Consider the following 15,273-nt stretch of genomic DNA (forward strand, 5'->3'; position numbering starts at 1 on the left):
GGTCATGGGACCCTTAACGAAATGGGCGATCAGGTCTTCGGGAATGGCCGGCAGTTCACGGTCTGCGGCTTGGCTGGTCTTCGTCTTGCGTGGCATACATGCTCCTTGGCGACATGTTATGCCCTAAACACAAAATTTCTGACAGGCCCGCAGCCCCCGCAGGGGGATGTCGTATGGCCCTTGGGTCCAAAAACCAACGCCGCACAAAGAAAACCCAACCAAGGCAACAAGAGCCAACGGTTCTACCCTTGCCCCTCCCCCAATAATCACTCCTCCCCCACCCTCCCCAAAACCGGCAAAACCGGCAACTCCCCCGCCACCTCCGCAATCATCCTACGCATCCACATCACATCCGGCGCAGCATGACACCGCTCATGCCACAGCTGATAAAACCGCATCCGCGGAAACGCCACTGGCGACGGCACCATCTTCAGCGGCAGGTACTGCGCATAATGCGCGGCAAACTGCCGCCCCGTGGTGAACACCATATCGGTCTTCATCAACACATACGGCACCAGCCCGAAATACGGCAACGTGACCTGGATATTGCGCTTGTACCCCTGCTCGGCCAGCGCCTGGTCGATCATGCTGCGCTGCATCGAGGCATAAGGCGCGGGCGCGAGGTGCGGCATCTCCAGGTAGTGCTTGAGGGTCAGCCCCTTGCGCGCCAGCGGATGCTGCGCCCCCAGCATGCACACCACCTCGTCGTCGAACAGCGGCGAAATATGCAGATGTTCCGGTGGCGACAGCCAGTTGCCGACCACGATGTCGAGTTGCCCTTGTTCCAGGCTGTCGAGGAAGTCGCTCGATGACGTCATCGGGTGCACGAACAGCTTGGCGCCGGGCGCCAGCCGGCGCACGCGCTCGACGATGTTGGGCAAGAAGAAGGCGTCCAGGTAGTCCGGCGCGCCCAGGTGGAAGGTACGGGTAGTGGTGGCCGGGTCGAAATGCTGGGGTGGCCGGGCGATGCGGTCCATGGCCGCCAGGCTCTGTTCGGCCAGCTGCAGCAGCTCGCGGCCGCGTTCGGTCGGCACCATGCCGCTCTTGCCGCGCACGAGGATGGCATCCCCCGTGATTTCCCTTAGCCGCTTGAGCGTATTGCTGATGGCAGGCTGCGACTGGCCGAGGCGGACCGCAGTGCGGGTCACGCTCTGCTCGGTGAGCAGGGTGTGCAGCACCCGCAGCAAATAGGTGTCGAGATGGTCGCGTCCGTGCATGGCGAGGGGGCGCCTGGCGCGCTTCGCGGCCGGTGGCGTGGGGAATGGGAACGGCGCATAGTGTATGTCAGGCACCCCGTCATTGGTCAAATCCGGTGGCCGCCGCCCTCGCCGGCCGCCTGAACGCTCTCCCCGCTTGATGGGGCATATCACCTGGGCCGAATATTGCATCATCGGCGTCAGTGCTATGTTTGGCCCCATCCACAAAGAGAGAAGACACCATGGAGACGCAAACCATCCGCTTTTACCACCGGGGCAAGGTCACGGAGGTCGCAGACGCCCCCGTTACCCGCACCGTGCTGCAGTACCTGCGCGAGGACGCGCGCTGCACGGGCACCAAGGAGGGCTGCGCCGAAGGCGATTGCGGGGCATGCACCGTGGTGCTGGGCGAACTGGGCGAAAACGGCCAGGTCGAGTTCAAGGCGGTCAACTCCTGCATCCAGTTCCTGCCCACCCTGGACGGCCGCGCGCTGATCACCGTGGAAGACCTGCGCCAGGCCGACGGCGCGCTGCACCCGGTGCAGCAGGCGATGGTGGAGTGCCATGGCTCCCAGTGCGGTTTCTGCACCCCCGGCTTCGTGATGTCGCTGTGGGCGCTGTACCAGCAAAAGTCCGAGGACGCCGGCACCGGCCGCGCCCCGGCGCGCGAGGCCATCTGCGATGCCCTGACCGGCAACCTGTGCCGCTGCACCGGCTACCGCCCCATCATCGAAGCCGGCCAGCGCATGATGGCGCTGCCCGCGCCGCAGGCCAGCAAGCTGGACCCGCGCCAGATCGCCGACACGCTGCGCGCGCTGCAGCGCGACGACACCTTCCACTACAGCGCCGGACGCCAGCACTTCTACGCGCCCCGCACCGCCTCGGCCTTTGCCGCCATCAAGGCCGCCGAGCCCGGCGTGCGCATCCTGGCCGGCAGCACCGACGTGGGGCTGTGGGTGACCAAGCAGTTCCGCGAGCTGGGCAACCTGCTGTACGTGGGCCAGGTGGCTGACCTGAACGGCATCCGCGAAATCGATGGCGCCCTGGAAATCGGCGCGGCGGTCTCGCTGGAGCGCGCCTACGCCGCGCTTAACGACGGCCATCCCGAGCTGGAGGAATTGTGGAAGCGTTTCGCTTCCCTGCCGATCCGCAATGCCGGCACGCTGGGCGGCAATATCGCCAACGGCTCGCCGATCGGCGACTCCATGCCCGCGCTGATCGCGCTTGGCACCGAAGTGGTGCTGCAGCGCGCAGACGTGCGCCGCGCCATGCCGCTGGAGGATCTCTACCTGGCCTACCAGAAGACCGCCATGGCCGAAGGCGAGTTCGTCGCCGCGCTGCGCGTGCCGCTGACGGGCCCTCAGCACATGCGCACCTATAAATTGTCGAAACGTTTCGACGAGGACATTTCCGCGGTGTGCGCCGCCTTTGCACTGACCATCGAGGACGGCACGATCCGGCATGCGCGCGTGGCCTTTGGCGGCATGGCGGCCACGCCCAAGCGCGGCGCGCACGCCGAAGCCGCGCTGCTTGGCCAGCCCTGGACGGAAGCCACCGCCCGCGCCGCCATGAGCGCGCTGGCGCAGGATTTCACCCCGTTGTCCGATATGCGCGCCACCGCCGCGTACCGCAGCCGGGGCGCCGCCAACCTGCTGTACCGCTTCTGGCTGGAAACGCGCGCCGACGCGCTGCCCGCCGCCGCMGTCAATGTCCGCGCCATTGGCGCGGGCGCGGCCATCGCCACCGCTACCGCGTAAGGAGAGATCGGCATGAACAAGCAAACCGAACCCTTCCTGCTCGACACCGCGAGCGAAGCCAGGACCGCCATTTCGACGCCGCAGGTGGGCGTCTCGCGCCCGCACGAATCGGCCCACCTGCACGTGGCCGGCACGGCCACCTACACCGACGACATCCCCGAACTGGCAGGCACGCTGCATGCCGCGCTGGGCATGAGCACGCGCGCCCATGCCCGCGTCAGGTCGATCTCGCTCGACAAGGTGCGCGCCGCGCCGGGCGTGGTGGCGGTGCTGACCGCCGAGGACATTCCCGCCGCCAACGAATGCGGCCCGATCATCCACGACGACCCGATCCTGGCCAACGGCCTGGTCCAGTTCATCGGCCAGCCGATCTTCGTGGTGGTGGCCACCTCGCACGATGCCGCGCGCCGCGCCGCGCGCCTGGGCGCGATCGAGTATGAAGACCTGGCGCCGGTGCTGTCGCCCGAGGCGGCGCACCAGGCCGGCAGCTACGTGCTGCCGCCGATGCACCTCACGCGCGGCGAGCCGGCCAGCCATATCGCCGCCGCCGTGCATCGGGACAAGGGCAACATCCGCCTGGGCGGCCAGGAGCAGTTCTACCTGGAAGGGCAGATCGCTTACGCCGCGCCCAAGGAAAACGACGGCATGCACGTGTGGTGCTMGACCCAGCACCCCACCGAAATGCAGCATGCGGTGGCGCATATGCTGGGCTGGCACGCGCACCAGGTGCTGGTGGAGTGCCGCCGCATGGGCGGCGGCTTCGGGGGCAAGGAATCGCAATCGGCGATGTTCGCCTGCTGCGCCGCGCTGGCCGCCTGGAAACTGCTGTGCCCGGTCAAGCTGCGTCCGGACCGCGATGACGACATGATGATCACCGGCAAGCGCCACGACTTCGTCTTCGACTACGAAGTCGGCCACGATGCCGACGGCCGCCTCGACGGCGTGTCGGTGGAAATGGTTTCGCGCGCCGGCTTCTCGGCCGACCTGTCCGGCCCGGTGATGACCCGCGCCATCTGCCACTTCGACAACGCCTACTGGCTGCCGAACGTGCAGATCGACGGTTACTGCGGCAAGACCAACACGCAGAGCAACACCGCCTTCCGCGGCTTTGGCGGCCCGCAGGGTGCCTTTGCCATGGAGTACATCCTCGACAACGTGGCACGCACCGTGGGCCGCGATGCGCTCGACGTGCGCCGCGCCAACCTGTACGGCAAGACCGAGCGCAACGTCACGCCTTACGGCCAGACCGTGGAAGACAACGTCATCCACGAACTGCTCGACGAGCTCGAAGCAACCAGCGCCTACCGCGCGCGCCGCGAAGCCACGCGCGCGTACAACGCAACCAGCCCGGTGCTGAAGAAGGGCATCGCCATCACCCCGGTGAAGTTCGGCATTTCCTTCAACGTGGCCCACTTCAACCAGGCCGGCGCGCTGGTGCATGTGTACAACGACGGCTCGGTGCTGGTGAACCACGGCGGCACCGAGATGGGCCAGGGCCTGAACACCAAGGTAGCGATGGTGGTGGCGCATGAGCTTGGTATCCGGCTCGAACGCGTGCGCGTGACCGCGACCGATACCAGCAAGGTAGCCAACACCTCGGCCACGGCCGCCTCCACCGGCTCCGACCTGAACGGCAAGGCCGCGCAGGACGCCGCGCGGCAGATCCGCGAGCGCCTGGCCGCATTTGCCGCGCGCCAGGCTGGCGTGGATGCGCACAGCGTGCAGTTCGGCGACGACCTGGTGGTCGCGGGCGAACTGCGCCTGGACTTCAGCGACCTGGCGCGGCAAGCCTATGTGGCGCGGGTGCAGCTGTGGTCCGATGGCTTCTACACCACGCCCAAGTTGTACTGGGACCAATCGAAACTGCAAGGGCGGCCGTTCTATTACTTCGCCTATGGCGCGGCGTGCTMGGAAGTGCTGGTGGACACGCTCACCGGCGAATGGCGCCTGCTGCGCGCCGACGTGCTGCACGACGCGGGCCGCTCGCTCAACCCGGCCATCGACATCGGCCAGGTAGAGGGTGGGTTTATCCAGGGCATGGGCTGGCTGACCACCGAGGAACTGTGGTGGAACAAGGACGGCAAGCTGATGACGCATGCGCCCTCCACCTACAAGATCCCGACCGTCAACGACTGCCCGGAAGACTTCCACGTGCGGCTGTTCGAGAACGACAACGCGGAAGACAGCATCCATCGTTCCAAGGCCGTGGGCGAGCCGCCGCTGCTGCTGCCGTTCTCGGTGTTCTTCGCGATCCGCGACGCGGTGGCCAGCGTGGGGGACTACAAGGTGAACCCGCCGCTGGTGGCGCCCGCGACGAGCGAGGCAATCCTGGATGCGGTGGACGCGGTGCGGGCGGTGCAGTAGGAGACAGCGCCGTGCAGATGCGCCCGCCGGCTCCCACAGGCCATCTTCGCTGAAGACCGCAACGAAGTATCGACAGAGATAACGCTTCACCCAGAGCATCAACCTAAAAAGGCATCACCATGCAGGACGCACCCCTCAAACCCTTCCGCTTCGCCGACGCCACCCGCTGGGTGCGCGCGGGCGTGCCGGTGGCGATGGTCACCATCGCCGAGGTGAAAGGCTCCGCCCCGCGCGAGGCGGGCGTGCGCATGCTGGTGACCGCCGACGAACTGGTTGGCACCATCGGCGGCGGCCATCTCGAATGGCGCGGCATGGAGATCGCGCGCACCATGCTGGCCGAGCGCGACGCGACGCGGCAGATCGTGCGCATCCCGCTGGGCCCGGCGCTGGGGCAATGCTGCGGCGGCGTGGTGCTGCTCGCCTTCGAGGTCCTGGGCGAAGCCGACCTGCCGTGGCTGGACGCGGTGCAGGCCGCGTTCGGCACCGGACGCGCGCTGATGCGCACGGTGCCGCGCACCGGCCCGGTGCAACACGCCCCGGCGCCGGCGCTGCTGCCCTCGGTAGCCTTGCAGGCAGACGGCGGCTGGACCGACACCCTGGTGCCGGACGAGCTGCACGTGGTGCTGTTCGGCGCCGGCCACGTGGGCCATGCGCTGGTCAAGGTGCTGGCCAACCTGCCGTGCCAGGTGCACTGGGTGGATGAGCGCGATACCTTGTTCCCCGCCGGCCTGCCCGATAACGTCACCCCGGAAGCCACTGACATCCCCGAATCCGTGGTCGACCACGCGCCGGCCGGCAGCTACTTCCTGGTGATGACGCACAGCCACGCGCTGGACCAGACGCTGTGCGAGCGCATCCTGCGGCGTGACGACTTCGCCTACTTCGGCCTGATCGGTTCCAAGACCAAGCGCGCGCGCTTCGAGCACCGCATGGCGGAGCACGGGATTGACCCTTCCCGCTTTGCGGAAATGACGTGCCCAATGGGCGTCTGCGGCATCACGGACAAGGCTCCGGCTATGATTGCGGTTGCCATCGTCGCCCAGTTGCTGCAGGTTCGCGACCAGCGCCTCGCCCATCTGGGCGCGCTGAGCGCCAGCCGCGGCGGCAAAGCGACGAGCTCGACGCAAACCAAGACCGCAAAAGGAACCCCATGACGCTCGATGCCGCGCTCGCAGACCGTATCCGCCAGACGCCCAAGGCGGAACTGCACGTCCACATTGAAGGCACGCTCGAGCCGGAGCTGATCTTCCGGCTGGCCCAGCACAACAAGGTCAAGTTGCCGTACGCCAGCGTGGAAGCCCTGCGCGAGGCCTACGCCTTCACCGACCTGCAATCCTTCCTCGATATCTATTACGCCGGCGCCAGCGTGCTGCTGACCGAGGACGATTTCTTCGACATGACGATGGCCTACGTGCAACGCGCCGTCGCCGATAACGTGCGCCACGCCGAGATTTTCTTCGACCCGCAGACCCATACCGAGCGCGGCGTGCCGATCAATGTAGTGATCGACGGCATTTCCGACGCGCTCGCCCAGGCCCGCACGCAGTACGACTTTTCGAGCAGCCTGATCCTCTGCTTCCTGCGCCATCTCTCCGAGGAAGACGCCTTCGCCACGCTGGAAGCCGCGCTGCCTTACCGCGACCGCTTCGTCGGCATCGGGCTGGATTCCTCCGAGCAGGGCAACCCGCCGGAGAAGTTCGCCCGCGTGTTTGCCCGCGCCCGCGAGCTCGGCCTGCACCTGGTGGCGCATGCCGGCGAGGAAGGCCCGGCGCAATACGTGACCGACGCGCTCGACATCCTCAAGGTGGAGCGCATCGACCACGGCGTGCGCGCCATCGACGACCCGGCCCTGGTGGAGCGGCTGGCCCGCGAGCGCGTGGCGCTCACGGTATGCCCGCTGTCCAACCAGAAGCTCAAGGTCTACCCGGACCTGCGCGACCACTCCCTGCACCGCCTGCTGGAAGCCGGCGTGCTGGTCACGCTGCATTCGGACGACCCCGCCTATTTCGGCGGCTATATGAACGCGAACTGGGAAGCCACTTTCGAAGCCTTGCCGCTGACCGCGGCCGATGGCCACAAGCTGGCGCGCAACAGTTTCGAGGCGTCGTTCCTGCCCGCCTCGCAAAAGACTGCCTTCCTCGCCGAAGTCGACCACTTCTGGCAATCCCCCCTGCCCGCCGCGGCCTCCACGGCCTGAAGCGCGGCTCACACCAAGATGCCGGCGCGCCATGCGCGCGCCKGCGCATGACGAGACATCGATATGACGACCACGCCCCCCACCCAATCCATCACCCGCGCCATCCGTGGCCGTGTGCTGCACTTCCTGCGCGACCCCCAGTTTCATGACGACGCGTATCAGTATTGGGAAGACGGGGTGCTGATCGTCACCGCCGGGCATATCGCCGCGGTTGGCAACCATGCCGACCTGGCCGACCAGATCCCGGCGGGCGCCGAAGTGATCGACCGCCGCGGCAAGCTGATCGTGCCGGGCTTTATCGACACCCACGTGCATTACCCGCAGACCGACATCATCGCCTCGCCCTCGCCCGGCCTGCTGCACTGGCTGGAGACCTATACCTTCCCCGAGGAGCGCCGCTTTGCCGAGCCGGAGTACGCGGCGGCCGTGGCCGGCTTCTTTGCCGACGAACTGCTGCGCAACGGCACCACCAGCGCTGTGGCCTGGAGCACCGTGCATATGGCATCGGCCGATGCGCTGTTTGCCGAAGCCGACCGCCGCAACCTGCGCCTGGTCACCGGCAAGGTGATGATGGACCGCAACTGCCCCGAATTCCTGCGCGACACCGCCGAGTCCGGCGCGCGCGATTCGGCCGACCTGATCTCGCGCTGGCACGGCAAGAACCGCCTGTCGTACGCCATTACGCCGCGCTTCGCGCCCACCTCCAGCGAAGCGCAGCTGCAAGCCTGCGGCGAACTGGCCAAGGCCTACCCGGACGCGTTCATCCAGACCCACGTGGCGGAGAACCGCGACGAAGTGAAATGGGTGGCCGAGCTGTTCCCGCAAGCCCGCAGCTATCTGGACATCTACGATCACTACGGCCTGCTGCGCCCGGGCGCGCTGTACGGCCACGCCATCTACCTCGATCAGGACGACCGCAAGCGCCTGGCCGACAGCGGCGCGGCGGTGGCGCACTGCCCCACCTCCAACCTGTTCCTGGGCAGCGGCTTCTATGACTTCCACCAGTCCGACGCGCACCGCCTCAACGTGACGCTTGCCACCGACGTGGGCGGGGGCACCTCATTCTCGATGCTGCGCACCATGAACGCCGCCCACAAGGTGGCGCGCATGGGCGGCTACCACCTTAGCGCGTTGCGCATGTTCTACCTGGCCACGCGCGCCGCTGCCGATGCACTGGGCTGGAGCGAGCGCGTGGGCAGCTTCACACCCGGCTGCGAGGCCGACTTCATCGTGCTCGACCCGCAGGCCACGCCGCTGATCGCGCGCCGCAGCGAGCGCTCGGAAACGCTGGAAGAACAGTTGTTCGCCTTCGCCATGCTGGGTGACGACCGCGTCATCGGCGAGGTGTATGTGATGGGCGAACCGGCGAGCGCGCCGGCCACCGCCGCGCACTAATCATCACTTCCCGCTGGGTGACACCGGGTCCGGCCCTGCTGGCTTGACCCGGTGCTTGACCCGGATCAACACCCCTGTCACGCAATCCTTCTAAGCTGTCACACCATCGGCCCGTCCTGTGGCCGCGCATCGCCAGTCTCGGGCCTAGCCCGACCCCGCGTTCGACAACTGAAGGTTTTTGCATGATTGCCACGCAGCAAGCTTCCTTTCCGGAGCCGATTTCCCCTGACGTCCCCCTGCCCTCGCGCAAGATCATCCGCGGCTGGCTGATCCCGCTTGGCGCGCGCAGCACGCCGCGCGCGCTGGCGCTGTTCGCGCTGGACACCGCGCTGTTCCTGGCGGCGCTGGCCGGGGTGGTGCTGTTCTCCCACTGGCTCGCCAAGCTGGCCGCCAGCGTGGTGACGGGGCTGATCATCGCCCGCCTGTTCATCATCGGCCACGATGCCTGCCACCAGAGCCTGACGCCMCGGCGCGGCTTGAACAAATGGCTGGGCCGGTTGACCTTCCTACCATCGCTCACGCCTTACAGCCTGTGGGAAGTGGGCCATAACGTGGTCCACCACGGCTACTCCAACCTCAAGGGCTTCGACTTCGTCTGGCAGCCTTACTCGCTCGAGGAATTCCAGGCCCTGCCGCGCTGGCGCCGCGCGCTGGAGCGGGTCTACCGCACCGGCTTTGGCGCGGGCCTGTACTACCTGGTCGAGATCTGGTGGTTCAAGATGTTCTTCCCCAGCCGCCGCCAGATGCCCACGCGCCGCGCCGTCTTCATGTGGGACTGCACGCTGGTGGCCCTCTTCGGCGTGGCCTGGATCGGCGCGCTGGCGTGGCTGGCCATCGCCACCGGGCAGTCGGTGGCGATGCTGGTCGGGCTGGGCTTCGTGCTGCCGTTCCTGGTCTGGAATTTCACCGTGGGCTTCGTGCTCTACGTGCACCACACCCATACCAGCGTGGCMTGGTACGACACCAAGGCCATGTGGGCGCGCGCCCAGCCCTTCGTCTCCACCACCGTGCACCTGCGCTTTCGCTATGGCATCGGCGCGGCGCTGCACCACATCATGGAGCACACCGCGCACCACGTGGACATGAGCGTGCCGCTATACCGCCTCAAGCGCGCCCAGGCGCTGCTGGAGCATGCGCTGCCGGGCCGCATCATCATCCAGAACTTCACCTGGCGCTGGTATTTCCATACCGCGCGCCGCTGCAAGCTGTACGACTTCAAGGCGCTCTGCTGGACGGACTTCCGCGGCCGGCAGACCAGCGCTAACGCGCCTGTGCCGGCATAACCGGCCATCATCCACCATCACCCGCCACCTGCCGCAGCCACCCTGGCTGCGGTTTGTCTTTTTGGGGCGCGTAATACTCAATTACAAAGTCTTGCCGCACGCTTGTCCCGCCGCGCGGCGCTTGCCTCGTTAAGCAAGGTATCGGTCCCAAGGTCATTGCGCATCCCGACCCGGGGCCGCCCCTTAGACGACGCCTGAGCGCAAATCAGCTCCAACAGGACAAAAAAATGGCAATCAGCAAACCCCATGCGCCCGCACGCCGCCGCCTGCTCCGCGCCGCCCTGCCGGCGCTCGCCTCGCTGGCGGTGCTCGGCAGCCTTGCCGGGTGCGTGACCGAGCGCGTGATAGTACGGCAGCCGCCGCCTGCGCCGCCCCACCAGATGGTCCGCAACATGCCGCCGCCGGTGCATGAAGACCGCGGCCCTGCGCCTGCCTATGGCTGGAACTGGGTGCCAGGGCACTGGAAGTGGGAGGGCAACGACTGGTTCTGGGTGCACGGCCGCTGGGTCCAGCAGCCGGTGCCGGCGATGCCGCCCGTGATCGTGGAACAGATCACGATTGCGCCCCCCGCGCCGCACGCCTACTGGGTGCCCGGACACTGGGTCTGGCGCTTCGAGGGCGGTGGCTGGGTCTGGATGAAGGGCGCCTGGCGCGGCTAAGAGGCCATTGCAAAAAGATGCTGGCGCCGCCGTGGCCGGGGGACGGCCCGGCGGCGCCGACCTGATTACTTAGGCGTCGCCACCGTCTTCCCGCTTTGTGCCGCCATGCGCGCGCGCATGGCGTCGGCCGAGCCGATCTGATGKAACAGCGGCCCGCCCGGGGCGAAGCTGTCGGCCGTGGCGAGCCGGCCGACCACCACCGGCTCGAACCCGGCATCGCGCACCAGTTGCTCGCCGATGCGCAGGGCCTTTGGATCGTCGGCGGCGATCGGCACCGCGATCAGGCCCTCGGCCCGGTGGTTCTCATTGGCGAAGTTGGTGGCGCCCATGAAATTGAAGGCGCGCACGATACGCGCGCCACGCAGGTACTTTGCGGTGGTGATGCCGATGCCCTTGCGCATCGCCTCTTCGGCGATGGCGCCATCGCGCGCGCGCACCGCGTTGGTCGCATCCACCACCACCTTGCCGGCAAAGGCCTTGCCATACTCCGCCGATATCTCGGGCAGCGCCTTGTAAGGGACGGCGAGAAAAATCACATCGGAAAACGCCAGCGCCTCGGCCACCGTCCCCGCACGGGCAAGCGGGCCAAGTTTTTCGACCAGCGGCTTGAGTGCATCCGGGTGGCGCGAGGAGAACAGAACGGGATGGCCTGCCTTCACCCACAGGCCGCCCACCGTGCCGCCGATGCGGCCCGAGCCGATCACGCCGATGGGCACGGGGGTGCCTTCCCGGCTGGTCTGCGCGCGCAAGCGCGAAGGCGAGATCCCCAGCCACATCGCCAGCAAGGCTAGGCTCACGCTGCCGGTGAGCAGGCGGCGATGCCGGTCGATGGTTTCGATGCGCTCTGGAAACGGCATGGCGGACTCCTCGATCCGATGAACATCAAATTTCATGGTGCGGCAACACGGCAAGCGGGTGCGGTGCACTTGGCATGCCTTCAAACTTCAAACTCTAGGCGAAAAATGCAGCGCGCGCCGCCGCCTCCCTGCCGCCGCGTGATCGATTTGGCGCTTGCCACCGTGTGCACTACAGTAAGTAGCACTTGCATCACCCGCGATCCCCCGCCCTTGCGTCCTTGTCCCCACGGAGACGGTAATGGCCCCCGCCCTCCCCTGTCCGCGCCGCTCAAGGCTCGCGCCCGCCGAGCAGCGCAGGGCAGCCGCATGCGCACAGGTGGCGCGGGCGGTGCGGGTGGCCCTGGTGGCCCTGGCGGCGCTGGCCGCCGGCGCACCGGCGGGCGTGGCCGCCCAGGCGCCGCAGGCCGCGCCTGGCGACGAGGTCCACAACCTGCGCGAGGTCACCGTGGTCGCGCCCGCGCCGCTGCCGTCGTTCTCCATTCCGCGCGAGGCGTTTCCCGGCAATGTGCAAACCGCGACGGACGCCGACATGGAGCGCGCCAAGTCCGGCAACCTGTCCTCGTTCCTCGGCGAGACCATGGACAGCGTGGTGATCAACGACGTGCAGGGCAACCCGTTCCAGAAGGACATTCTCTATCGCGGCTACCGCCTGTCTTCCACCCTGGGCGCGGCGCAGGGCATCGCGCTCTACCTGGACGGCATACGCCAGAATGGCGCGCTGGGCGATGTGGTCGACTGGACGACGATTCCCGAGGCTGCCATCAGCACCATCACGCTGGTGCCCGGCAGCAATCCGCTCTATGGCCTCAACGCGCTTGGCGGCGCGCTGGCGCTGGGCACCAAGTCCGGCGAGACGCATCCCGGCGTGGAGGCCGACCTGAGCGTCGGCAGCCACGGCCGCGCGCGGCTCGACGTGAGCGCGGGAAAGAGGCTTGGCGATGGCTGGCACGCCTTCGTGGCGGGCACGGGCTTTCGCGAGGACGGCTGGCGCCAGCTGATCGGCAGCAGCCTGGGCAACCTGTTCGCCAAGGTCGGCCGCTCGACCACCGATACACAATGGAGCGTGAGCGTGCTGGGCAGCAGCAGCAGCCTGTCCGGCAATGGCCTGCTGCCCGACAGCATCTATGGCGGCCAGCGCAATGCCATCTACACCGCGCCCGACCTCACCCGCACGCGCTCGCTGCAGGTCACGCTCAACGGCACGCACCAGCTCAACGCCGAGGGCCAGATCGCGCTGACGGCTTATGCTCGCCTGGGGCACGCAAAGGCCAGCACCGGCGATGTCAGCGACGATTACCTAGAGACCTTGCTTGGCTGCCAGCGCAATGCCGGCAATGCGGGTTGCGAGCCAGGCGCCGCGCCGGCCAGCGCGGTGCTCAATACCTCGACCATCAACACGCATGACTATGGGCTGTCGGGGCAGTGGTCCCATACGGGCGACGTCCACAACGCGGTACTGGGCGCCGCCTTAGCGCTGAGCCGCGCGTCGTATCGCCAGGACACGCAGCCAGGCAACTTCAGCGATGATCGCGTGGCGGTAGCGGACCCCGGCGCCACGCCCAGCACCAACGCCTCGCTCGACGGACGCACCAGCACCGTCAGCCTGTATGCCTCCGATACCGTCAAGCTGCTGCCGCACAGCTACCTCACCGCGAGCGCGCGCTGGAACACCTCGAGCACGCACACGGTGCTGACCTTGCCGAACGCGTCCGACGAACGCTTCACGTTCTCGAAGCTCAATCCTTCGCTTGGGCTCTCGCACCAGTTGCGCAGCGGCCTCACAGTCTTTGCCTCAGCCTCGCAAGGCACGCGCATGCCGACCGCCATCGAGCTGGGTTGCGCGGATCCGGCCAACGCCTGCCAGCTGCCCACCGGGCTGCAGGCGGATCCGTACCTGCGCCAGGTGGTATCGCGCACGGTGGAATTCGGCGGGCGCTGGAAGGCTGGGGACGCCACCGACCTCACGCTCGCGCTGTACCGCAGCGACAACCGCGACGACATCCTGTTCCAGCGCTCGCCGGTCAGCCCGCTCGGCTACTTCACCAACTTCCCCAAGACCCGCAGCCAGGGCCTGGAGCTAGGGCTGCGCCAGCGGCTGGGCCCGCTGATGCTGCGCGCCAGCTACAGCTACCTGCAATCCACCTACCAGGCGGACGGCCAGATCCAGACGCCGTTCGCGGCGCCCGTCAACGTGCGCCCCGGCACGCGCATGGCCGGCGTGCCGCTGCATAGCGTCAAGCTCAGCGGTGACTGGCGCGCAACCGAGTCGGTCACGCTCGGCGGCGCCATGGTCGTGTCGTCGTCGCGCCCGGTGGCCGGCAATGAAGACGGCGCGCTGAGCGCGCAGGATCCGCGCCTGGCGCGCACCGCCGGCTTCGTGCTGTTCAACCTGCGGGCGAGCTGGCAGGTCGATGCACGCTGGCAGCTCTACGCGCGCGTGGACAATGTGTTCGACCGCCGTTATGAAACCTATGGGCAGGCGGGCCTCAACGTGTTCCCCGGCGGCACGCTGCTGCAGCCCGGCGCGGCGGTGCCGATCGAGCGCTTCGCCGCACCCGGCGCGCCGCGGCTCTTCCTGGTGGGCGTGCGCTATGAATGGAGCGGGCGCTAGCGGCGGCGGGCGCGCAGGAAACCCTTGGCAGTTGCCGTGCCGTCACCAAGAATGAAAGACAACCGGATGGGTTCGCGCCGGAACAACCACAAGCAACGACAAGCAACGCAAGCGGGAGGCGTGCATGGCGACGAGACAGGGAGGTGGCCAGCCAGGCCGGACCATGCTGGCGCTGTGCGCCGCGCTGGCCTGCGCCGCTTGCGCGCCAGGCTCGGCGCCGCGAGGCGCTCAGGCCGCCGTGGCCTATGTGTCGAGCGAGAGTGGCGGCATTGCGGTGATCGACCTCGACCGCCTCGAAATCACTAGCACTCTCGACACCGGCGGCAAGGGCCCGCGCGGCATCGCCATCAGTGCCGACGGACGATACCTGCTGGCCGCCAACAAGGGAACCGGCGACCTTACCGTCATCGGCACACGCGATGGCCAACTGGTCAAACGCATCCCGATCGGCAAGAACCCGGAATTCGTGCGCGTGTCCGGCGGGCAGGCTTTTGTCACCTATGAGCCCGGCGAGCCAGGCAAGGCTGGCGACGACGCGCCGGTCCCGGCGCAGATCGCCGTGATCGACCTCAAGGACTGGCGCGTCACGCGCGCGATCCCCAGCGGCCYGGAGACCGAAGGCATCGAATTCTCGCCGGACGCGCGCCTGCTGCTGGTCACCAACGAGGGCGACGATACGGTCTCGGTCTACGAGCGCGCCAGCGGCCGGCGCCTCAACCTGATCAAGACGCCTCCCGGATCGCGGCCGCGCGGCATCAAGGTGAGCCCCGACGGACAGCGCTATATCGTCACGCTGGAGTCGGCCAACGCGTTCCTGGTGCTCGATGCGGCCGACTACCACATCCTGCGCACGGTGCCAACGCGCAGCGGGCCCTACGGGGCCGCCTTCGACCGCGCTGGCAAACGCCTGTTCGTGGCCGCGTCGCGGGCGGACACCATACAGGTCTTCGATGC

11 protein-coding genes are annotated in these 15,273 nt (G+C 67.7%); 9 read left to right on the forward strand and 2 right to left on the reverse strand.

The window, feature by feature from the left end:
* Positions 1 to 266: 266 nt before the first annotated feature.
* Positions 267 to 1,217, reverse strand: a complete 951-nt coding sequence (locus AC1DS3_RS23355; RefSeq protein ID WP_441641410.1) for a LysR substrate-binding domain-containing protein — start codon at positions 1,215 to 1,217, stop codon at positions 267 to 269.
* A gap of 221 nt (positions 1,218 to 1,438) precedes the next feature.
* Here AC1DS3_RS23355 and xdhA point away from each other — a divergent pair, with 221 nt between their 5' ends.
* The 7 genes from xdhA to AC1DS3_RS23390 all read left to right on the forward strand — a co-directional run bounded on the left by xdhA (position 1,439) and on the right by AC1DS3_RS23390 (position 10,851).
* Positions 1,439 to 2,953 (forward strand): xanthine dehydrogenase small subunit, encoded by a 1,515-nt coding sequence (xdhA, locus tag AC1DS3_RS23360; RefSeq protein ID WP_441641409.1) that lies wholly within the window; start codon positions 1,439 to 1,441, stop codon positions 2,951 to 2,953.
* 12 nt (positions 2,954 to 2,965) lie between these two features.
* Positions 2,966 to 5,317 carry a xanthine dehydrogenase molybdopterin binding subunit gene (gene xdhB, locus AC1DS3_RS23365; RefSeq protein ID WP_477128045.1) on the forward strand — a complete coding sequence of 784 codons (2,352 nt, stop codon included), beginning with the start codon at positions 2,966 to 2,968 and terminating at the stop codon, positions 5,315 to 5,317.
* A gap of 119 nt (positions 5,318 to 5,436) precedes the next feature.
* Positions 5,437 to 6,471 (forward strand): xanthine dehydrogenase accessory protein XdhC, encoded by a 1,035-nt coding sequence (gene xdhC / locus AC1DS3_RS23370; protein WP_441641407.1) that lies wholly within the window; start codon positions 5,437 to 5,439, stop codon positions 6,469 to 6,471.
* Positions 6,468 to 7,514, forward strand: coding sequence for an adenosine deaminase (locus tag AC1DS3_RS23375; protein ID WP_477109693.1), 1,047 nt, complete (start codon positions 6,468 to 6,470; stop codon positions 7,512 to 7,514). The genes xdhC and AC1DS3_RS23375 overlap by 4 nt, the downstream gene beginning before the upstream one ends.
* A 63-nt stretch (positions 7,515 to 7,577) precedes the next feature.
* Positions 7,578 to 8,909 carry a guanine deaminase gene (gene guaD, locus AC1DS3_RS23380; protein ID WP_477109692.1) on the forward strand — a complete coding sequence of 444 codons (1,332 nt, stop codon included), beginning with the start codon at positions 7,578 to 7,580 and terminating at the stop codon, positions 8,907 to 8,909.
* 182 nt (positions 8,910 to 9,091) lie between these two features.
* Positions 9,092 to 10,192 (forward strand): fatty acid desaturase, encoded by a 1,101-nt coding sequence (locus AC1DS3_RS23385; RefSeq protein ID WP_441641404.1) that lies wholly within the window; start codon positions 9,092 to 9,094, stop codon positions 10,190 to 10,192.
* Positions 10,193 to 10,419: 227 nt separating this feature from the next.
* Complete coding sequence (locus AC1DS3_RS23390; RefSeq protein WP_441641403.1) at positions 10,420 to 10,851, forward strand: hypothetical protein; 432 nt, start codon at positions 10,420 to 10,422, stop codon at positions 10,849 to 10,851.
* 65 nt (positions 10,852 to 10,916) lie between these two features.
* On the opposite strand, the gene AC1DS3_RS23395 is transcribed toward AC1DS3_RS23390, so the two are convergent.
* The gene (locus AC1DS3_RS23395) at positions 10,917 to 11,708 is read right to left on the reverse strand and encodes an NADPH-dependent F420 reductase (RefSeq protein WP_477128046.1); all 792 of its coding nucleotides are present in this window, start codon (positions 11,706 to 11,708) and stop codon (positions 10,917 to 10,919) included.
* Positions 11,709 to 11,946: 238 nt separating this feature from the next.
* On the opposite strand from AC1DS3_RS23395, the gene AC1DS3_RS23400 reads away from it, so the two are divergent.
* Positions 11,947 to 14,319, forward strand: coding sequence for a TonB-dependent receptor (locus AC1DS3_RS23400; RefSeq protein ID WP_441641401.1), 2,373 nt, complete (start codon positions 11,947 to 11,949; stop codon positions 14,317 to 14,319).
* 124 nt (positions 14,320 to 14,443) lie between these two features.
* Positions 14,444 to 15,273 (forward strand): beta-propeller fold lactonase family protein (locus AC1DS3_RS23405; protein ID WP_477128047.1); only part of this gene is annotated, 830 nt, incomplete at its 3' end.

It is taken from the genome of Cupriavidus sp. 01L46, assembly GCF_056399905.1.